Origin of the sequence: Enterobacter sp. A8, from assembly GCF_004296595.1 — a bacterium.
GTDB lineage: Bacteria > Pseudomonadota > Gammaproteobacteria > Enterobacterales > Enterobacteriaceae > Enterobacter > Enterobacter cloacae.
The window spans coordinates 558,604-578,361 of sequence record NZ_SCMF01000002.1 but is presented as its reverse complement, the minus strand read 5'-3'; the positions used below and the strand labels follow the sequence as shown (position 1 = coordinate 578,361).

Below are 19,758 nucleotides of genomic sequence, written 5' to 3'. Positions count from 1 at the left end.
GGGGAGTAGGGCGTGTTATGCTTTACCCGCCAGAAGAAGAAGGATGCAGAGATGTCACATACGGTTCGTCACAAGAAGATGTTATTGACTCGCCTGAAGAAAATTCAGGGACAGAGCACCGCGCTGGAAAAAATGCTCAGTAACGACGAGCATGAGTGTGCCGAGGTATTACAGCAGCTGGCCGCGATCCGCGGTGCGGTGAATGGCATGATGCTGCAGGTGATCGAAGGCCATTTAACCGATCACGTCGTCAAAGAGCCTGAGGAAGATCAGCGTGAGGCCGATCTTGGCGTGGTTTTACAGGTGATCAAATCTTATCTGAAGTAGAAGGGGCGTTAAGGTTATTTTCTGCCCATGCCATAAATTCCGCTTTTGGCAGCGCCTTACTGTAGTACCAGCCTTGCCCGTATTGCACGCCGTGACGGTGCAGCCAGGCGAGCTGCCCTGCGGTTTCCACTCCCTCAGCAACCATCGCCAGCTTCAGTGATTTCGCCATTTCTATAATGTGTGGCGTTACGTTTTTGTACTCCAGCGCATCCACGAACGACTTATCAATTTTCAGCGTGTCGACGTCCAGATCCTGCAGATAGCTCAGGCTGGAATAGCCCGTGCCAAAATCATCGATGTAAATGGCGTGGCCCGAACGGCGAAAAGCGGCGATGGCCGGGGCGCTGATTTTGGGATCGGCAAAGCCGCGTTCGGTTAATTCAAGCGCTATCTGTTCCGGGCGGACTTGCCATTTATTTAGTAGCTGGCTCAGAAGCGGCGGCAGCTTGCCGGAGGTTAAATCTGCAGGCGCGAGGTTGACGGAGATATGCTGATCGGCATGGAGATGCAGCCAGTTGCCCCATATCCTCGAACACTTTTTCGATCACCAGATGCGTGAGGCGCGAGATAAGCCCCGTTTGTTCCGCCAGCGGGACGAAACTGTCAGGCGACAGGCTACTCCCGTCAGGCTGAGGCCAGCGCGTTAGCGCCTCTGCGCCCACTATTTTCCCGCTACAGAGCGCCACAATAGGCTGGTAGTGAACCTCGAATTCGCGGTTATTGATGGCATCAAGCAGGCGGTTACGCGGTGACTGGATGCGACGCAATATCCGCAGAACAAACAGGGCGGCAAGCAGGCTTATCAGCATGCCAAACGGCAGCCAGAAAAGGAGCTGCCGGTGCCAGGTTTCCGCCAGCGGTTTTAGTGCAGCCCATGCAACAACGTTTATTCCCAGCTCCGGTACGGGCTTCATGACGTACATTGCACCGTTGTACTCAACACTGACCATCTCCTGATCTTTAATCATGTTGCGGATGTGCGGATCAAGTTTGCTGCTGCTGGAGAACACGAGATGCGTTGCGTTCGCTACCAGGGCGGCATCGATAGAAATATCGGCGAAGGGGATCACATCCACCAGCGAGGCGGGATCGACCAGTACAAGATAATGTCCTTGCCCCAGCACGGCCATGTTGCGGTTGAAACCGAGTTCATTTGGCCTCGTAAGCCACGCGCTATAGCCATCTTCCGTAATGCGCATGGGCGGCGGGAACGCGGTCGCTTTGCTGACCTGTTCCAGCGACGAGCACAGTGGTTTAAGGTTATCGGTGTAGATCACTTCCTGAACATAGAGCCACGAGAAGGCGATCCGGCGCATTTCCCGTAAATGCAAATGGCTACACGGAGGGCCTTTAAAGGTCTGCAGCTGCGTGAGTGCTTCCTTGGCCTGCCCAACAACCCTGTCCGTACGCAACAGCACGCGTGAGGCATAGCTGTCCAGCGCATCGACAAATTTTTCTTCCGCCTGGCGATGCGCCAGCCAGATACTGAGGCAAATCGGTATCAGCACAGAAAAGATCAGTATGCCAGTCACCAGGCTGACCAGATGTCGGGTTTTCATGCTGCCGTGTCCTTCCTCATATGCCCACTCCAGGGCACTGAGACGCTTGCCAGAGGAGAAAGTTTTTACCGCGAAATGATATAGTTATAGCACGTGAGCGTCATGGTTTTCGTTCCGCAGCAGCGAAATCAAAAAATATCGTCGGAAATGTGATGCACTCTCGGGGGTTGTTTTTACCGCAGAGCCTGGATATTATTTTGTTATGTTATAACAAAACATGAGTGATTCACGATGAAACCCAATATCCATCCAGCCTATCGCACCGTGGTGTTTCACGACACCAGCGCCAATGAATACTTTAAAGTTGGTTCAACCATCAAGACTGACCGCGAAATTGAACTCGACGGTGAAACCTATCCTTACATCACCATCGAGGTCTCTTCAAAATCGCATCCGTTTTATACCGGCAAACAGAAAACCTTCTCGACGGATGGCAGCGCGGCGCGCTTCCGTAAACGTTTTGGCGGCTTTCTTAATGCGAAGCGGGGGTGATCATGCAGGTACTTAACTCGTTGCGGAGTGCGAAACAGCGTCACCCGGATTGCCAGATAGTCAAACGTAAGGGACGCCTGTATGTGATTTGCAAATCAAACCCGCGCTTTAAAGCGGTGCAGGGACGTAAAAAAAGACGCTAGACGCCCGTTTCACGCCAGCTTTCCAGGGATCTTTTCTGTTTGCCATCGGCAGTAAAATTGTCGGTGGCAAGCCAGCTTTTAAAGGCGCTCGCCAGCGCTGGCCACTCTTTGTCGATAATCGAAAACCAGTCCGTGTCCCGGTTATGGCCTTTGGTGACCAGCGCCTGGCGAAAACGCCCCTCAAACAAAAAGCCCAGACGCAGCGCAGCCTTGCGGGAAGGCTCGTTCAGGCTGTTGCACTTCCACTCATAACGCCGGTAGCCCAGGGTATCGAACACGTATTGCATCAGCAGAAACTGCGCTTCGGTAGACATTGGCGTGCGGCTCAACAGCGGGGAAAAATGAACGTGTCCCACCTCCACAACGCCATTTTTGGGGTCGATACGCATCAGGGCCAGGGTTCCCACCGGGGAGCGGGTCTGATTATCGAAGACGGTAAAGTGTATCGGGTCTGATAATTCACTCACGCTTGCCACCCATGCGGCAAATTCACCTGCCGTGGCATCGGGTTCACGCAGAAGCCATGTCCAGCTTCGGGTATCCCCGGCGAGCGAATAAGCGGCAAACAGCGCACCGGCATGCTCCACCTGCAGCGGCTCAAGCCAGCAGTAGCGGCCCTGAAGGACCACCCGGGAAGGGTGCTGACGGGGCTGCCAGTCGATTAGCGCTTCGCCCACCGGTTGCCCAAACTGATTGAAAGTATTCATCTTCATCTCCGTGACGTTGTAAAGAGTTCCAGACTAGTGAAGAAGTGGTTCCTTAAAAAGTACCAACAGGCTATGTTTTGGTGGTACCACGAGGAGGGGCGATGAATATTCCAGGCGATGAACTGTATACCTTGCTGAATACGGCGCTGAAAAACCGCGGACAAGAGACGCTGCAGCGCACGCTTTATCTTTCATTGCGGGAGTACATATTGTCCGGCAGGTTACAGTCCGGTAGTCGCCTGTCTGGTTCCAGAACGCTGGCCGGGCATCTCTCCCTTTCCCGAAACACCGTTAATGGGGCACTGGAACAGCTCACCCTTGAAGGGTATCTGTTGCGTAGCCGCCAGGGAACGCGGGTGGCACCGCTGGCGGCCCGTCAGCTCGCGCAGGATTTACCGGCACCTGCGGTTGCGCTTGCCGGGCGGGTTAGCGCACTGCCTGCCCCTGTACCGCGTAGCACGCCGGTTCTGGCCTTTACGCCGGGGACACCGGCCATCAACTATTTTTCCTTGCCGCTCTGGCGGCGCCTGTACGATCGCGTGTTGCGGGAGGAGGGAAGTACCCTGTTGGGCTACGGCGATCCCGCCGGGGAACCTGCTTTGCGGGCGGCCATTGCCCGCCACCTTGCGCTTTCCCGCGGGATTGACTGCGACGCCAGCCAGATTGTGATCACCGAAGGCGCACTGGAAGGTGTGAACCTCTGCACCCTGCTATTGAGTGAGCCGGGCGATGTTGCCTGGGTGGAAGATCCCGGCTATGCCGGCGCAAAAAGCGCCTTTGTGAAAGCGGGTTTAGCCATAACGGGAATACCGGTTGATGGAGAGGGCATGTGCTGGGAAGGAACAGATGCGCCGTCCCCTTCGCTTATTTTTACTTCACCTTCACATCAGTTTCCGTACGGAAGTGTCCTCAGCGCGCGGCGGCGTCTGGCGTTACTGGATGTGGCGCGACAACATAACGCCTGGATTATCGAGGATGATTACGACAGCGAGTTTCGTTATAGCGGTGAGCCGGTACCGGCGATGCTGGGAATGATTAACCATGCGCCCGTTGTTTATCTGGGAACATTCAGCAAAACGTTATTCCCGTCGCTCAGAATGGGGTTTATGGTTTTCCCCCGGGCGCTGGCGAAAGCGGCACGCCCGGCCATCGGTTCGTTATTGCGCGGCGGGCATCGCGCCGAGCAGCGTACCCTGGCGCTGTTCATTGAAGAGGGTCACTATGCCCGCCATTTGGCAGCCATGCGCCGTCTCTATCGTAAACGCTATCGACAGTTGCGCGAGGCACTGAATGCGGAGCTTCATGTGCCACACCGGGTTCTGGCGGGGGAAGGGGGCATGCATCTGACGGTGGCGATTGACGGAATCGACGACAGGCAACTGGTGGAACAGGCCAGGGCGTATCAGCTGGCTCCTGCGGCATTGAGCGGGTATTACCTTGATACAAAACAGGGGCAGAGTGGTCTGGTATTAGGCTACGGGAACACATCGGCATCACTGTATGCGTCGGCTATCCGACGCATACAGATACTCATCACGCAACAGCAGGGCGGGAAAGGGTAAAGACATCATAGAAAGAGAGCTGGCCTTTGGTTGAGACCATTTTTTGCAGTTTCTCTTTTTGTTCGGTTTCTACCGCAGGTGAGTGCAGAATGCTGTCGATCAGCTCCGGCGGGACAAAACGGGTGTTGTACCACTCGCCGTTGTAGCAAACCCGGAAATCGAGCACGTCGATATCTTCATAACGATAGCGCGGATGCACGTCAAAAAAGAAAAACGCGTTAAACACCACAAACAGCACCACAAGCAGCCAGACGGAGTCCACCAGCGTTTCGGATTTCAGCATGACAATCAGCGTTGCCAGCCAGGCGGCATACATTGCGACAAACAGGCCTGGATGTTTGCGAATAAAGCTAATGCTAAAGCGCGGGCGATTATCGCGCTTTTCGCGGATGTTGAGATCGTCGATGGTGGCGGTAAGCAGGCGCTGTATTTCGGTCATTTTTTGCCTTCATGATTGTTGAATACAGGGGATCTGCCTATTTTAGGGGAGCCATTTGACTGAAAAAAGTAACAGTTATGTGCTGAAAGACCATAACAGTTGGCTCCCCACACCTTCACAGCATTTTGATAATTTTCGCCGGATTACCCCCGACGACGGCATTGGCCGGGACATCTTTTGTCACCACAGCGCCGGAGGCGATCACCACATTATCCCCCACCGTGACGCCCGGGTTAATCACTGCCCGTCCGCCGATCCAGACATTATTGCCAATGCGCACGGGTTTACCGTATTCCACTCCGCTGTTGCGTTCTTCGGCATCCAGCGGGTGGGTGGCCGTATAAATATGCACGCCAGGCGCGAGCATACAGTTATCACCAATATGAATAGGGCAGACATCGAGCATCACGCAGTCGAAGTTAGCGTAAAATTCTTTGCCCAGGAAAATGTTATAGCCATAGTCACAACGGAAAGCTGGCTCAATATAAGCCCCTTCACTTTGCCCCAGCAGTTCCGCCAGAATCTTCTGGCGTTCTGTTTTCTCATCGGGGGCGGAGTGGTTATAGCGGTGAACCAGATGGCGGGCGCGCAGTCGGTCGGCCCGTAATGTTTCATCACCAGGACGGTAATGTTCACCCGCAATCATTTTCTGCTTTTCTACGCTCATAGGATGCCTCTCTGGGTTCGATTACCGCAGGGTAATCGGGATAAGCCGGGAAGGGAACGTTCCCGAAAAGCGCGTGTGACTAAAGTCACAACATTGTTGCTAATGATCACGTTTTACACGGAGACCTGGCTTTAACACCGGGATCGTAATTCGAAAGGTATAAACAACTAAGAGAGTGGCGTAGAACCTCTACAGACACACTGCAACAACTAACGGACAAATTTCCACACGGAAGGAGGGATTTTGTCATACAGTTTATTCATGGTCAGCTCGGCAAGGCGATGGTCAGCGGCTGAATAAAATACGGTCAGTTCATTATCAGAAAGCTCGTATTTATTTTTTTCAATCACGCGTTCGAGTGTGTCAATTGACTGACAACGTCGTAAGCGCATCAAATAATCGGTTTTTGTGAGTGGTTTATCAGACATAAATTCACCTTAGTCATTGTAATAATTTTAACAGGAAAGGCTAACCGGGTTAGCTCTGCTCACGTTGACGAAACAGCGGAATAGCCGGTTTCCAGATTTACGCCATTTCTGCAAATCCTGCGCGTTAATGCCGTAGCTGCTGAACAACATAAAGGTGTCATCCAGGTATTCGTCAATTTGCTCAATCAGTTTATTATCTTCATTGTACTTAATTTTATAATTAAGTGCGAAGGTCGCGATATGCTCTATCAACTCATTCAATTGCAAATTGATGGCCGATGTTGGATCGTTCACCCAGCCATGATTACTTTCATCAAGATTGGCAAGGCAGTCATGGTACAAGGATTCGCAGAGAAATTTCAACTGCGCGATATCATGCCTTTTTGGCGAGTACTCGTCCATAGCGCATCCCCTTCTGAGTGATTTCTTACTCACCGAACATCATTGTCGGGATGGATACAACCTACTTAGCTCTACGGGTGCTGTGCTCCTGTTCACTCTAACTATAAGCCACTCTGATCAGGATTTCACCGCGCTATTACGAAAAATTACAATTAAAATCAGAGTCTGCGAGCGTTTACGCAATAGTACATCCTAAGATGAACACTTTTATCCAAATTAACGCTGGTTTTTTTTCGCTTCCTTACGTTTCATTGATTTAGCGTAAACACGCGGAAAAAGTCCGGATTCAGAATTTTCTTTGTATGGACTTGTTATTAGGAATATTCCTAATAAGTTAAGCGGCGAAATGGAATTAAAACAATCCTGAGTTCGCCCATTAAGTTTTCTGCTAATTATGATATGCCTTTTAAACATGGCATAAAATAAATAAAACGACAATAAGCGTATTTTATGATTTTTTTCAGAAATGAAAAAGGCCGCTAATGCGGCCTTTTTATCATGTGAAACCGGTATCAGTGAGGTTCTACCGAATGACTGTGTTCAATATCTTCATTCTTCCGGCTGAAGCGGCGGCGAACCACCACAAAGAACACCGGTACGAAGAAGATAGCCAGTACGGTCGCGGTGATCATACCGCCCATTACCCCGGTACCTACCGCGTTCTGTGCGCCGGAACCCGCACCAGAGCTGATAACCAGCGGCAGTACCCCGAGGATAAATGCCAGTGAGGTCATCAGAATAGGACGCAGACGCATACGAACAGCTTCAAGCGTGGCTTCGATCAGGCCTTTACCTTCTTTCTCCATCAGATCTTTGGCGAATTCGACGATAAGTATCGCGTTCTTCGCCGACAAGCCAATGGTTGTCAGCAGACCTACCTGGAAGTACACGTCGTTGGTCAGCCCACGGAACGTTGCGGCCAGCAGCGCACCGATAACCCCCAATGGCACCACCAGCATAACGGAGAACGGAATTGACCAGCTCTCATACAGTGCCGCCAGACACAGGAACACCACAATCAGTGAAATGGCGTACAGGGCAGGGGCCTGGTTACCGGACAGACGTTCCTGATAGGACATACCGGTCCAGTCATAGCCAATACCCGCAGGCAGCTTGCTGGCCAACTCTTCCATCAGGTTCATGGCTTCACCGGTGCTTCGACCCGGCGCGGCCTGACCCAGAATTTCCATAGATGGCAGCCCGTTATAACGTTCCAGACGCGGTGAACCGTATTCCCAGCGCGACGTCGAGAAGGCTGAGAACGGCACCATCTGGCCATCGCTGCCGCGAACGTACCAGTTGTTGATATCGTTCGGCAACATACGGTATTGCGCTTCAGACATCACGTACACTTTCTTCACACGACCGCGGTCGATGAAGTCGTTAACGTAGCTACCGCCCCAGGCTGCGCCCAGTGTGGTGTTGATGTCGCTGATGGATACACCCAGCGCCTGCGCTTTCTCCTGGTCGATGTCGATCTTGTACTGCGGCGTATCTTCCAGGCCGTTAGGACGCACGCCGACCAGCAGATCAGGGTGTTTAGCCACTTCGCCAAACAGCTGGTTACGCGCCTGAGTCAGTTTCTCGTGGCCCAGACCGCCCTGGTCAATCAGCTGGAAGTCGAAACCGGTCGCCGTACCCAGTTCAACGATCGCTGGCAGGTTAAAGGCGAAGACCATCGCATCTTTAATCTGCGAGAAGGTGCCCATTGCACGGCCGGTGATCGCTTCAACCTTGTTCTCTTCGCCCGGACGTTCAGACCAGTCTTTCAGTGAAACGAAGGCGATACCGGTGTTCTGGCCACGACCCGCAAAGCCAAAGCCGTTAACCGCAAACACGGATTCAACGTTCGCTTTTTCTTTGGTGAGGTAGTAGTCCGTCACTTCATCCAGCACTTTCTGGGTACGTTCTTGCGATGCACCCGCCGGAAGCTGCGCCATCGTCAGGAATACGCCCTGGTCTTCATCTGGCAGGAACGAGCTTGGCAGACGAACGAACAGATAGGCCATGCCCACCACGATGATAATATAGAGCAGCAGATAACGACCGGTGCTGCGCAGAATGTTCCCTACGCTGTCGGTATAGTGGTGCGTACTCTTATCAAACATGCGGTTAAACCAGCCGAAGAACCCTTTGTGCTCGCCGTGACCACCTTTCTGAATCGGTTTCAGCATGGTTGCACACAGCGCAGGCGTCAGGATCAGCGCCACCAGCACCGACAGCGCCATCGCAGAAACGATAGTGATGGAGAACTGACGGTAAATCGCACCGGTAGAGCCCCCGAAGAAGGCCATCGGAATAAATACGGCGGACAGCACCATCGCGATACCGACCAGCGCGCCCTGGATCTGGCCCATGGATTTACGGGTTGCTTCCTTCGGCGGCAGACCTTCTTCCGCCATGACGCGCTCGACGTTTTCTACCACCACGATGGCGTCATCCACCAGCAAGCCGATGGCGAGCACCATCCCGAACATCGTCAGGGTATTTATCGAGTAGCCAAATATTGCCAGTATGGCGAAGGTTCCGAGCAAGACGACCGGTACGGCGATGGTTGGAATCAGCGTCGCGCGGAAGTTCTGCAGGAACAGATACATCACCAGGAAGACCAGGATGATCGCTTCTACCAGGGTTTTAACCACTTCGTGAATCGAAATTTTAACGAACGGCGTGGTGTCATACGGATAAACGATCTTCAGACCTGACGGGAAGAACGGTTCCATCTTCTTCAGTTCTGCACGGATAGCCGTTGCGGTGTCCAGGGCGTTAGCACCGGTCGCCAGTTTGATACCCAGACCGGAAGCCGGTTTACCGTTAAACTTCGCAATGATGTCGTAGTTTTCGCCACCCAGCTCCACTTTTGCCACGTCACGCAGGCGAACCTGCGAACCGTCCTGATTCACTTTCAGCAGAATTTTGCTGAATTCATCGGCGGAGGTCAGACGGGTTTGCGCGATGATGGACGCGTTAAGCTGCTGGCCTTTCACCGGCGGCGTACCGCCTAACTGACCGGCTGCAACCTGGGCGTTCTGCGCTTTAATGGCGTTGATGACGTCAACCGGCGTCAGCTGGAAGTTGTTCAGTTTGTTCGGGTCCATCCAGATACGCATCGCGTACTGGGAACCAAACAGCTGAACGTCACCCACACCTGAAGTACGGCTGATGGCGTCCTTCATGTTGGCGCCCACGTAGTCGGAAATATCCTCCTGCGTCATGGTGCCGTTGGTGTTGATAACGCCAACAACCATCAGGAAGCTACTGGACGATTTCTCGACGCTCACACCCTGCTGTTGTACTTCCTGCGGCAGCAGCGGCATCGCCAGCTGCAGTTTGTTCTGCACCTGAACCTGCGCGATGTCAGCATCAGTACCAGACTCGAAGGTCAGGGTGATCTGAACCGTACCGGTGGAGTCACTGTTTGAGGACATGTACATCAGGTTATCGATACCGTTCATGTTCTGTTCGATAACCTGCGTAACGGTATCCTGCACCGTTTTCGCATCCGCCCCCGGGTAGGTTGCGGAGATCGTCACCGCCGGTGGCGCAATGGTCGGATATTGCGCAACAGGCAGCTTCAGGATCGCAAGTCCCCCGGCCAGCATGATAATAATGGCGATCACCCATGCGAATATGGGGCGATCGATAAAGAAATTAGGCATGTCTTAACGGCTCCTGTTTAAGTTAAGACTTGGTTTGTTCTGACTGGCCAGCGGCCGAAGCTTGTTGTTTATCGTCAGACTTCACTTCCTGTGCTTTAACCTGCGCGCCAGGACGAACTTTTTGCAAACCAGTAACAATCACGCGATCGCCATCTTTCAGACCGTCCGTCACCAGCCATTTATCGCCAATCGCCTGCGTAGCAGTGATATTGCGCATTTCGACTTTGTCACCAGCGCCAACAACCAGTGCGCTCGCATCGCCGCGTGGCGTACGGGTCACACCCTGCTGTGGAACCAGAAGTGCGGTTGGGTTAGTGCCTTCTTCCAGACGTGCGCGAACGAACATACCTGGCAACAGGGTGTGGTCAGGGTTCGGGAAGATCGCACGTAAGGTGATGGAACCGGTGGTCTGGTCGACCGTCACATCAGAGAATTCCAGCGTGCCCGCCTGTGGATATTTGATGCCGTCGTTAGTGACCAGCTCCACTTTGGCTTTACCGTTCTCCTGCTTCAGGGTGCCGTTTGCCAGCTCTTGTTTCAGTCGCAGGAAATCGTTGCTGGACTGCGTCACGTCAACGTAGATCGGATCAAGCTGCTGCACGGTTGCCATCGCTGTGGCCTGACCGTTTTGCACCAGTGCCCCTTCCGTCACGGAGGATTTACCAATACGACCGCTGATAGGGGAGGTCACTTTGGTATAGGCCAGGTTGATGCGCGCGGTTTCGACAGCTGCTTTTGCTGCCACAACGGCCGCGTTAGCCTGCTGTGCATCCGCCAGGGCTGTGTCGTAGTCCTGTTGGCTGATGTACTGCGTACCGAGCAGTTTTTTGTAACGATTCAACGTCAGCTGAGAGATTTTGGCCGCCGCTTCCGCTTTCGCCAGGTCGCCTTTCGCGCTTTCATACGACGCCTGATACGTTGCGGGATCAATCTGATACAGAGACTCACCGGCTTGCACATCGCCGCCTTCGGTAAAGTTACGTTTCAGGATAATGCCGCTCACCTGAGGACGAACTTCTGCAATGCGATAAGCACTTGTGCGGCCAGGCAATTCGGTGGTGATCTGAAGAGGTTCGGATTTGAGCGTCACAACGCCAACTTCTGGCATCTGCTGCGCTCCTTGTTGAGCCTGTTTGTCGTCACATCCTGTAAGCGCTAAGCTGCCTGAGAGCATCAGAACGACCGCCAGAGGCGTTAACCCTCTGTTTTTGTTCATATGTAAACCTCGAGTGTCCGATTTCAAATTGATCAATGGTCCTGAGTCCAAAAACCCATTGCTGCGTTTATATTATCGTCATGCTATGGTACATACATTCACAAATGTATGTAAATCTGACGCCTGTAAATTCACCCACTTATGGCACGAAAAACCAAACAACAAGCGCTTGAAACCCGACAACACATTTTGGATGTGGCAATCCGCTTATTTTCTCAGCAAGGTGTTTCGTCAACCTCGCTGGCACAGATTGCTCAGGCCGCTGGCGTTACGCGGGGAGCGATTTACTGGCATTTTAAAGACAAGTCAGATCTGTTCAGTGAAATCTGGGAGCTTTCAGAGTCCAGCATTAGCGATCTCGAGAGTGAGTATCGGGCAAAATTCCCTGACGATCCACTCTCAGTATTAAGAGAAATATTAGTATATATCCTTGAAGCGACGGTAGTTGAAGAGCGCCGTCGGTTAATGATGGAAATTATTTTCCATAAATGTGAGTTTGTGGGAGAGATGGCTGTTGTGCAGCAGGCGCAACGCAGCCTCAGCCTGGAAAGCTATGACCGCATTGAACAGAACCTGAACCAGTGCATGCAGGCTAAACTGCTACCGGCCAATCTCCTGACCCGCCGGGCGGCTATTCTGATGCGCAGCTACATTTCGGGCCTGATGGAAAACTGGCTTTTCGCCCCGCAATCCTTTGACTTAAAAGCGGAAGCCCGCAGCTACGTGGCGATTTTACTGGAAATGCTACAGCTCTGCCCGACGCTGCGCAGCGACGCGCCTTCGCTCACTGCCTGAGCCATTTCCAGGATTTATCTCAGAGGCTCACGTTCGCGCTATTCTGCTTCAGGCGAGCGTGATATTCTGCACGCCGGACTATTTTCGGTCATCTTCTGACATCACTCACGACTATGCTGCACACCAATCGCTCGCAACATCCTGTTCTTGCACTACTCTTCGCGACGCTGTTTTTCTTCGCAACGGCACCGCTTTCCTGGGCCCGCGCCGATAACGGCAATGACATTCCATCACGTGCTGATGTTCAGTCGCAGCTCGACGCCCTGAATAAACAAAAAGATCTCACGCCGCAGGACAAACTCGTTCAGCAGGATCTGACGGAAACGCTGGAATCACTGGATAAAATCGATCGCGTTAAAGCGGAAACCACCCAGCTTCGTCAGAAGGTGGCGCAGGCGCCTGAAAACATGCGTAAAGCAACGGATTCGCTAAATGCCCTGAGCGACGTGGATAACGACGACGAAACGCGCAAAACGCTGGCAACGCTGTCGCTGCGTCAGCTGGAGTCGCGCGTCGCACAACTGCTCGACGATCTGCAAACTGCACAGTCGGATCTCGCCACCTACAACAGTCAGCTTGTCTCTTTGCAGACTCAGCCCGAGCGCGTACAAAACGCGATGTACGCCGCGTCTCAGCAACTGCAGCAAATCCGCAATCGCCTGAACGGCACCACGGTGGGTGAAGGCACGCTGCGCCCGACGCAGCAAACGCTGCTGCTGGTTCAGCAGTCGTTACTGAATGCGCAGATTGAACAGCAGCGTAAAAGCCTGGAAGGGAATACGGTGCTGCAGGACACGCTACAAAAACAGCGTGATTACGTGACCGCCAACATTAACCGTCTGGAACATCAGCTTCAGCTATTGCAGGAGGCGGTGAACAGCAAGCGCCTGACGCTGACGGAAAAAACCGCCCAGGAGGCGGTATCGCCGGACGAAACCGCCCGCATCCAGGCCAATCCGCTGGTGAAGCAGGAGCTCGACGCGAACCATCAGCTGAGCGAGCGTCTGATTCAGGCGACCGAAAACGGTAACTCGCTGGTTCAACAGAACATTAAAGTTAAAAACTGGCTGGACCGCGCGCTCCAGGCGGAACGTAATATCAAAGAGCAAATTGCGGTGCTGAAAGGCAGCCTTCTGCTGTCACGCATTCTTTACCAGCAACAGCAGACGCTGCCCTCTGCCGACGAGCTGGAGGACATGACCAACCGCATTGCGGATTTACGTCTGGAACAGTTTGACGTCAACCAGCAGCGCGATGCCCTTTTCCAGAGCGATACCTTTGTCGCCAAAATAGAAGAGGGTCACTCCAGTGAAGTGAACCCGGAAGTGCACGACGCGCTGTTGCAGGTGGTGGATATGCGCCGCGAGCTGCTTGACCAGCTCAATAAACAGCTGGGTAACCAGCTGATGATGGCGATTAACCTGCAGATCAACCAGCAGCAGCTGGTGAGCGTTTCTAAAAGTCTGCAGGAGATTTTAACCCAGCAGATTTTCTGGGTTAACAGCAACAAGCCGATGGACTGGGACTGGGTTAAATCCTTCCCCGAAACGCTGAAAACGCAGATTAAAAGCATGAAAATCACCGGGAACTGGGAGAAAGCCTGGCCCGCGGTGATGATTGCCTTCCTGGCGGGATTACCGCTGCTGCTGATTGCGGGCGTGATCCGCTGGCGTCTGGGATGGCTGAAGAACTATCAGGCGAAGCTGGCCTCAGAAGTGGGGCAACTGCGAAATGACAGCCAGCTGCATACACCAAAAGCGATTCTGATCGATCTCATTCGCGCGCTGCCGGTGTGCCTGATCATCCTTGCTGTTGGCCTGATCCTGCTCACCATGCAGCTCAACGTCAGCGATTTGCTGTGGGCTTTCAGTAAAAAGCTGGCCCTGTTCTGGCTGGTGTTTGGTCTGTGCTGGAAGGTGCTGGAAAAAGACGGCGTGGCGGTGCGTCACTTCAATATGCCACAGCAACTGACCAGCCACTGGCGTCGTCAGATTGTCCGCATCAGCCTGGCGCTCCTGCCGCTGCACTTCTGGTCGGTGGTTTCCGAGCTTTCTCCGCTGCATCTGATGGATGACGTTCTGGGTCAGCTGGTCATTCTGCTGAACCTGCTGTTGATTGCCATCCTGATGTGGCCGATGTGCCGCGATAGCTGGCGTGATAAAGAGTCCCACAACCTGCGCCTCGCCACCGTCACGGTGCTGGCAATCATTCCGCTGGCGCTGATGGTGCTCACGGCGACGGGCTACTTCTACACCACGCTGCGCCTGTCTGGCCGCTGGATAGAAACCGTCTATCTGGTGATCGTCTGGAACCTGCTCTACCAGACCGTACTACGCGGTCTGAGCGTGGCGGCTCGCCGTATCGCTTATCGCCGCGCCATTGCGCGTCGTCAGCATCAGGTGAAAGAGGGCGCCGAAGGCGCGGAGCCGCAGGAAGAGCCGACCATCGCGCTGGAGCAGGTTAACCAGCAGACGCTGCGTATCACCATGCTGGTGATGATCGCCCTGTTCGCGGTGATGTTCTGGGCCATCTGGTCTGATTTGATTACTGTCTTTGCCTATCTCGACAGTATCACTCTCTGGCAGTACAGCGGGACCGAAGCAGGCGCTGCGGTGATGAAGAGCGTCACCATGGGCAGCCTGCTGTTTGCGGTGGTGTCGTCGATGGTGGCCTGGGCGCTGATTCGAAACCTGCCGGGTCTGCTGGAGGTGCTGGTGCTGTCGCGCCTGAACCTGCGTCAGGGGGCGTCCTATGCCATTACCACCATCCTCAACTACGTCATTATTATTGTCGGGGCGATGACAGTCTTCGGCTCGCTGGGCGTGTCATGGGACAAACTGCAGTGGCTGGCGGCAGCGCTCTCTGTGGGTCTCGGTTTTGGCCTCCAGGAGATTTTCGGTAACTTCGTTTCCGGCCTGATCATCCTGTTCGAACGTCCGGTGCGAATTGGCGATACGGTGACCATCGGGACCTTCTCCGGTACCGTCAGCAAGATCCGCATTCGTGCGACCACCATTACCGACTTCGATCGCAAAGAGGTGATCATCCCGAACAAAGCGTTCGTGACCGAGCGTTTGATCAACTGGTCGCTCTCTGATACGACGACGCGTGTGGTGATCCGCCTCGGCGTAGCCTACGGTTCGGATCTGGATAAGGTGAAAGAGGTATTGCTGAAGGCCGCAAAAGAGCATCCAAAGGTTATGCACGAGCCGGCGCCAGACGTCTTCTTCACCACCTTTGGGGCGAGCACGCTGGATCACGAGCTGCGTTTATACGTGCGTGAGCTTCGCGATCGCAGCTACACCGTGGATGAACTGAACCGCTCCATCGACCGTCTGTGCCGTGAAAACAATATCAATATTGCTTTCAACCAGCTTGAGGTTCACCTGCATAACGAGAAAGGTGACGAGCATACGGAAGTGAAGCGTGAGATTAAGGGTGACGATCCGACTCCCGCCTGAACTATTTTCCCTCTCCCTGTGGAAGAGGGTTAGGGTGAGGGCAACCGGCCTTCACCTTTCCCTCAAAATCCCGCCGCACAATCTCCAGTGCCTTCAGCACCGTCTCAGCCGGGATCTCATGATTCTCCAGCAGCATAATCAAATCGACGGCCAGTTTGACCTCATCGGGGGCATTTTCCAGCGACATGTGTGGCTCCTTTTAACGGGTCAGGCGTTCAATGACGCGTTCGATCTCATCCAGCGCATGACGGCAACGGACAAGACGTCCATCCAGCGCGTCGATTTCGCGCATCAATAACTGCTGCTCTTCCAGCGTTTCACTGTTGTTCAGACGTGCTTCCCGCTCGCGCTTCATCTCAAAGAGACGGCGTTCAAACTCCTGGTGCTCCAGCCGTTTTCGCTGCCATTTACCGAGGCCGGGCGACGCGCTATCCCAGGTACGCAGGGGCCAGGCTGCGATCTCCCGGTGCAAAGCGGTGATCTGACTGGTGAGATGCTCCGCAAGCCAGGCCACCTGCTCATGTTTACCGTCATTCACGGCCTGTCGCAGTTCGTCGAGGTTGATCTGCGCCTCATCAAGATAGTCTTTCATCAGCGTACTTCGCGTATGAAATAACTGCCGGTCAAAGCGCGGTTTGAGCGTCGCATGCTGCATCAACGGTGACGCCTGCGTGCGCAGGGCAACGAGCTGATTTTGCAGCGTCTCTAAAAGCAGGGCTATTTTCAAGGCGCGCTCCAGTGGTAAAGTAGCCGTTCAGTTTGATAACGATTCGCATTATGCAGCGTACTATTTTAATCATCATTGGCTGGCTGGCGGTAGTGTTAGGCACCCTGGGCGTGGTTTTGCCACTTTTGCCCACGACGCCGTTTATTCTGCTGGCAGCCTGGTGTTTTGCCCGCTCATCCCCGCGTTTTCATCACTGGCTGCTGTATCGCTCGTGGTTTGGCGGCTATCTGCGCCACTGGCAGAAACACCGGGCCATGCCGCCTGGCGCAAAGCCGCGTGCGATTGCAGTCATCCTCATCACCTTCGCCATTTCATTATGGCTGGTGAAAATGATGTGGGTGCGGATCCTGCTGCTGGTTATCCTGACCTGCCTGCTTATCTTCATGTGGCGGATCCCCGTGGTTGATGAAAAGCAACAAAAGCACTGAAGCCTTATAATGGCTGTTGCAATTATTGCGCGCAGCCAGTAAATTCGACCGTTTTCGAGCACAGGCGCGCCTGGTTAAAGGTTAAGCAATTGTTACCTTTGCCGCCTCTTTGCGCGCTGTGAGTAACACTGTTTCATTTAGGCACAAACCGATGACCGCAACTGCACAGCAGCTTGAATATCTGAAAAACAGCATCAAAAGCATCCAGGACTATCCAAAACCTGGCATTCTTTTCCGTGATGTCACCAGCTTGCTGGAAGACCCGAAAGCGTACGCGCTCAGCATTGAACTGCTGGTAGAGCGTTATAAAAACGCCGGGATCACCAAAGTAGTAGGTACCGAAGCCCGTGGCTTCCTGTTTGGCGCACCGGTGGCGCTGGCAATGGGCGTAGGTTTTGTGCCAGTGCGTAAGCCGCGCAAACTGCCGCGTGAAACCATCGCGGAGAGCTATGAGCTGGAATACGGCACCGATCAGCTGGAAATCCACGTTGATGCCATTAAGCCTGGCGACAAAGTGCTGGTGGTGGACGATCTGCTGGCAACCGGTGGCACTATCGAAGCGACCGTGAAGCTGATTCGTCGCCTGGGTGGTGAAGTGACCGATGCGGCCTTCATCATCAATCTGTTCGATCTGGGCGGCGAACAGCGCCTGGAAAAACAGGGTATTACCAGCTACAGCCTGGTGCCTTTCCCGGGTCATTAATCCCGTTTCTCACAACCTCGCTCAATGGGTGAGGTTGTGATAGCATTCCCCTCCATTAATTCACCTTCCAGCGTTGCAGAGCCTGCCCATGAGTTATCAGGTGTTAGCCCGTAAATGGCGACCACAAACCTTTGCCGACGTTGTCGGTCAGGAACATGTGCTGACGGCCCTGGCGAACGGCTTGTCGCTAGGTCGTATCCATCACGCCTATCTCTTCTCCGGTACCCGCGGCGTCGGTAAAACCTCTATTGCCCGTTTGCTGGCAAAAGGTCTGAACTGCGAAACCGGGATCACCGCCACGCCGTGTGGCGTGTGTGACAACTGCCGTGAGATCGAGCAGGGGCGCTTTGTCGATCTGATCGAGATCGACGCCGCCTCGCGCACCAAAGTTGAAGATACCCGTGACCTGCTGGATAACGTGCAGTACGCCCCGGCGCGTGGCCGCTTCAAGGTCTATCTGATCGATGAAGTGCACATGCTGTCACGTCACAGCTTCAACGCCCTGCTGAAAACGCTGGAAGAGCCGCCTGCGCATGTGAAATTCCTGCTGGCTACCACCGATCCGCAAAAGCTGCCGGTGACGATTCTGTCGCGCTGTTTGCAGTTCCATCTGAAGGCGCTGGACGTTGAACAGATCCGTACTCAGCTGGAACACATTCTCGACGAAGAGAACATTGTCCACGAGCCGCGCGCCCTGCAACTGCTGGCCCGTGCAGCGGACGGCAGCCTGCGCGATGCGCTCAGCCTGACGGATCAAGCCATTGCCAGCGGTGACGGTAAACTGTCGACGGAGGCGGTCAGCACCATGCTCGGCACGCTGGACGACGACCAGGCGCTCTCCCTGATTGAAGCCACGATCGCCGCGAACGGTGAGCGCGTCATGTCGCTGGTAAATGCCGCTGCAGCCCGTGGCGTCGAGTGGGAAGCCTTGCTGGTCGAGATGCTTAGCCTGCTGCACCGTGTAGCGATGCTGCAGCTCTCTCCGTCAGCAATGGGGGCGGATATGGCGGCCATTGAACAGCGGATGCGTGAACTTGCGCGAACCGTGCCGCCTGCTGACGTACAGCTTTATTACCAGACCTTGCTGATTGGCCGTAAAGAGCTGCCGTTTGCGCCGGATCCTAGAATGGGCGTTGAAATGACGCTGCTGCGTGCGCTGGCGTTCCACCCGCGTATGCCGCTGCCAGAGCCTGAAGTGCCCCGGCAATCATTCGCCCCGACCGCCCCGACGGCAGTGATGTCGCCGCAGCAGGTGCCAGCACAGCCGGCAGCGCCGCCGCCGCAAAATGTACCGCTGTCGGATGCCACCAGTTCGGTGCTTGCCGCCCGCAGCCAGTTGCAGCGAGCGCAGGGAGCAACCAAACCAAAAAAGAGTGAACCGGCAGCGCCAGGAAGAGCGCGGCCGGTTAACAACGCCGCGCTTGAACGACTGGCCTCGGTAACGGAGCGCGTACAGGCGCGCCCGGCACCGTCCGCGCTCGAGCAAAAAGCCCCGGTGAAAGAAGAGGCTTACCGCTGGAAGTCGACGACCATCGTCGAAGAGGTGAAGAAAGAGGTTGCCACGCCAAAAGCGCTGAAGAAAGCGCTGGAGCATGAAAAAACACCGGAGCTTTCCGCGAAGCTCGCGGAAGAGTCTATCGCGCGTGACGCCTGGGCCGCTGAGGTCAGTAAACTGCAACTGCCTAAGCTGGTCGAGCAGGTCGCGCTGAATGCCTGGAAAGAGCAGGACGGTAATCAGGTGCGTCTGCATCTGCGTCCCGGTCAACGGCACCTGAACTCCCCCGGCGCACAAAAAGCACTGGCGGAGGCGCTGGCCACATTGCAGGGTGCACCGGTTGAATTGACTATCATTGAAGATGATAATCCGGCGGTGCGAACGCCACTGGAGTGGCGCCAGGCCATTTATGAAGAGAAACTCGCGCAGGCGCGTGAGTCGATTATTGCGGATAACAACATCCAGACCCTGCGCCGGTTCTTCGACGCCGATCTGGATGAAGAGAGTATTCGCCCCATTTGATCGTGAGTCTGACTTACGGTTGTCAT

The 19,758-nt window shown here is 54.3% G+C and carries 18 protein-coding genes, 1 pseudogene and 1 other annotated feature; of the genes and pseudogenes, 9 read left to right on the top strand and 10 right to left on the bottom strand.

Features of this window, described 5'->3' with window-relative positions:
- Nucleotides 1–51: 51 nt before the first annotated feature.
- Nucleotides 52–327 carry a metal/formaldehyde-sensitive transcriptional repressor gene (locus EQV24_RS10815; protein ID WP_014830896.1) on the top strand — a complete coding sequence of 92 codons (276 nt, stop codon included), beginning with the start codon at nt 52–54 and terminating at the stop codon, nt 325–327.
- On the opposite strand, the pseudogene EQV24_RS10810 reads toward EQV24_RS10815, so the two are convergent.
- Nucleotides 308–1,886, bottom strand: a pseudogene (locus EQV24_RS10810) (EAL domain-containing protein). The gene EQV24_RS10815 and the pseudogene EQV24_RS10810 sit on opposite strands and share 20 nt — an antisense overlap.
- Nucleotides 1,887–2,117: 231 nt before the next feature.
- On the opposite strand from EQV24_RS10810, the gene EQV24_RS10805 reads away from it, so the two are divergent.
- Both EQV24_RS10805 and ykgO read left to right on the top strand, forming a co-directional pair.
- Nucleotides 2,118–2,378, top strand: a complete 261-nt coding sequence (locus EQV24_RS10805) for a type B 50S ribosomal protein L31 (protein WP_006176933.1) — start codon at nt 2,118–2,120, stop codon at nt 2,376–2,378.
- A gap of 2 nt (nt 2,379–2,380) precedes the next feature.
- A complete protein-coding gene (gene ykgO / locus EQV24_RS10800) occupies nt 2,381–2,521 on the top strand; it encodes a type B 50S ribosomal protein L36 (RefSeq protein ID WP_003859006.1) in 141 nt (46 codons plus the stop codon).
- Here ykgO and EQV24_RS10795 read toward each other — a convergent pair.
- Nucleotides 2,518–3,228, bottom strand: coding sequence for a GNAT family protein (locus EQV24_RS10795; RefSeq protein ID WP_130626562.1), 711 nt, complete (start codon nt 3,226–3,228; stop codon nt 2,518–2,520). The genes ykgO and EQV24_RS10795 overlap by 4 nt on opposite strands.
- Nucleotides 3,229–3,329: 101 nt before the next feature.
- Here EQV24_RS10795 and EQV24_RS10790 point away from each other — a divergent pair, with 101 nt between their 5' ends.
- Nucleotides 3,330–4,790 carry a PLP-dependent aminotransferase family protein gene (locus EQV24_RS10790; RefSeq protein ID WP_130626561.1) on the top strand — a complete coding sequence of 487 codons (1,461 nt, stop codon included), beginning with the start codon at nt 3,330–3,332 and terminating at the stop codon, nt 4,788–4,790.
- Here EQV24_RS10790 and EQV24_RS10785 read toward each other — a convergent pair.
- The 6 genes from EQV24_RS10785 to acrA all read right to left on the bottom strand — a co-directional run bounded on the left by EQV24_RS10785 (nt 4,762) and on the right by acrA (nt 11,601).
- Nucleotides 4,762–5,229, bottom strand: a complete 468-nt coding sequence (locus EQV24_RS10785; RefSeq protein WP_013095887.1) for a YlaC family protein — start codon at nt 5,227–5,229, stop codon at nt 4,762–4,764. The genes EQV24_RS10790 and EQV24_RS10785 overlap by 29 nt on opposite strands.
- Nucleotides 5,230–5,344: 115 nt before the next feature.
- Nucleotides 5,345–5,896, bottom strand: coding sequence for a maltose O-acetyltransferase (maa, locus tag EQV24_RS10780; RefSeq protein WP_013095888.1), 552 nt, complete (start codon nt 5,894–5,896; stop codon nt 5,345–5,347).
- Nucleotides 5,897–6,105: 209 nt separating this feature from the next.
- Nucleotides 6,106–6,324, bottom strand: coding sequence for an HHA domain-containing protein (locus tag EQV24_RS10775; protein ID WP_013095889.1), 219 nt, complete (start codon nt 6,322–6,324; stop codon nt 6,106–6,108).
- Nucleotides 6,325–6,351: 27 nt separating this feature from the next.
- On the bottom strand, nt 6,352–6,726 hold the full coding sequence (gene tomB, locus EQV24_RS10770; RefSeq protein WP_008499288.1) for an Hha toxicity modulator TomB: 375 nt from the start codon (nt 6,724–6,726) through the stop codon (nt 6,352–6,354).
- Between the two features lie 512 nt (nt 6,727–7,238).
- The gene (gene acrB, locus EQV24_RS10765; protein ID WP_013095890.1) at nt 7,239–10,385 is read right to left on the bottom strand and encodes a multidrug efflux RND transporter permease subunit AcrB; all 3,147 of its coding nucleotides are present in this window, start codon (nt 10,383–10,385) and stop codon (nt 7,239–7,241) included.
- A gap of 22 nt (nt 10,386–10,407) precedes the next feature.
- Entirely contained in the window at nt 10,408–11,601 is a 1,194-nt protein-coding gene (acrA, locus tag EQV24_RS10760; protein ID WP_023620093.1) for a multidrug efflux RND transporter periplasmic adaptor subunit AcrA, read from the bottom strand.
- Between the two features lie 141 nt (nt 11,602–11,742).
- Between acrA and acrR the strand changes: the two genes are divergently transcribed.
- Complete coding sequence (gene acrR, locus EQV24_RS10755; RefSeq protein ID WP_013095892.1) at nt 11,743–12,396, top strand: multidrug efflux transporter transcriptional repressor AcrR; 654 nt, start codon at nt 11,743–11,745, stop codon at nt 12,394–12,396.
- Nucleotides 12,397–12,509: 113 nt separating this feature from the next.
- Nucleotides 12,510–15,857 carry a mechanosensitive channel MscK gene (gene mscK / locus EQV24_RS10750; RefSeq protein WP_038418817.1) on the top strand — a complete coding sequence of 1,116 codons (3,348 nt, stop codon included), beginning with the start codon at nt 12,510–12,512 and terminating at the stop codon, nt 15,855–15,857.
- Nucleotide 15,858: 1 nt separating this feature from the next.
- Here the strand turns inward: mscK and rsmS are convergent, their stop codons facing one another.
- Entirely contained in the window at nt 15,859–16,044 is a 186-nt protein-coding gene (gene rsmS, locus EQV24_RS10745) for a pleiotropic regulatory protein RsmS (protein WP_023620091.1), read from the bottom strand.
- A 12-nt stretch (nt 16,045–16,056) separates the two neighbouring features.
- Nucleotides 16,057–16,584 carry a primosomal replication protein N'' gene (priC, locus tag EQV24_RS10740; RefSeq protein ID WP_130626560.1) on the bottom strand — a complete coding sequence of 176 codons (528 nt, stop codon included), beginning with the start codon at nt 16,582–16,584 and terminating at the stop codon, nt 16,057–16,059.
- Between the two features lie 50 nt (nt 16,585–16,634).
- On the opposite strand from priC, the gene EQV24_RS10735 reads away from it, so the two are divergent.
- The 3 genes from EQV24_RS10735 to dnaX all read left to right on the top strand — a co-directional run bounded on the left by EQV24_RS10735 (nt 16,635) and on the right by dnaX (nt 19,732).
- Nucleotides 16,635–17,012, top strand: a complete 378-nt coding sequence (locus tag EQV24_RS10735) for a DUF454 family protein (RefSeq protein ID WP_013095896.1) — start codon at nt 16,635–16,637, stop codon at nt 17,010–17,012.
- A gap of 151 nt (nt 17,013–17,163) precedes the next feature.
- Entirely contained in the window at nt 17,164–17,715 is a 552-nt protein-coding gene (gene apt, locus EQV24_RS10730; protein ID WP_000127359.1) for an adenine phosphoribosyltransferase, read from the top strand.
- An 88-nt stretch (nt 17,716–17,803) separates the two neighbouring features.
- Nucleotides 17,804–19,732 (top strand): DNA polymerase III subunit gamma/tau, encoded by a 1,929-nt coding sequence (gene dnaX, locus EQV24_RS10725; RefSeq protein ID WP_047023616.1) that lies wholly within the window; start codon nt 17,804–17,806, stop codon nt 19,730–19,732.
- Nucleotides 19,062–19,126, top strand: a sequence feature (DnaX frameshifting element). Its footprint overlaps the gene before it by 65 nt.
- Nucleotides 19,733–19,758: the final 26 nt, after the last annotated feature.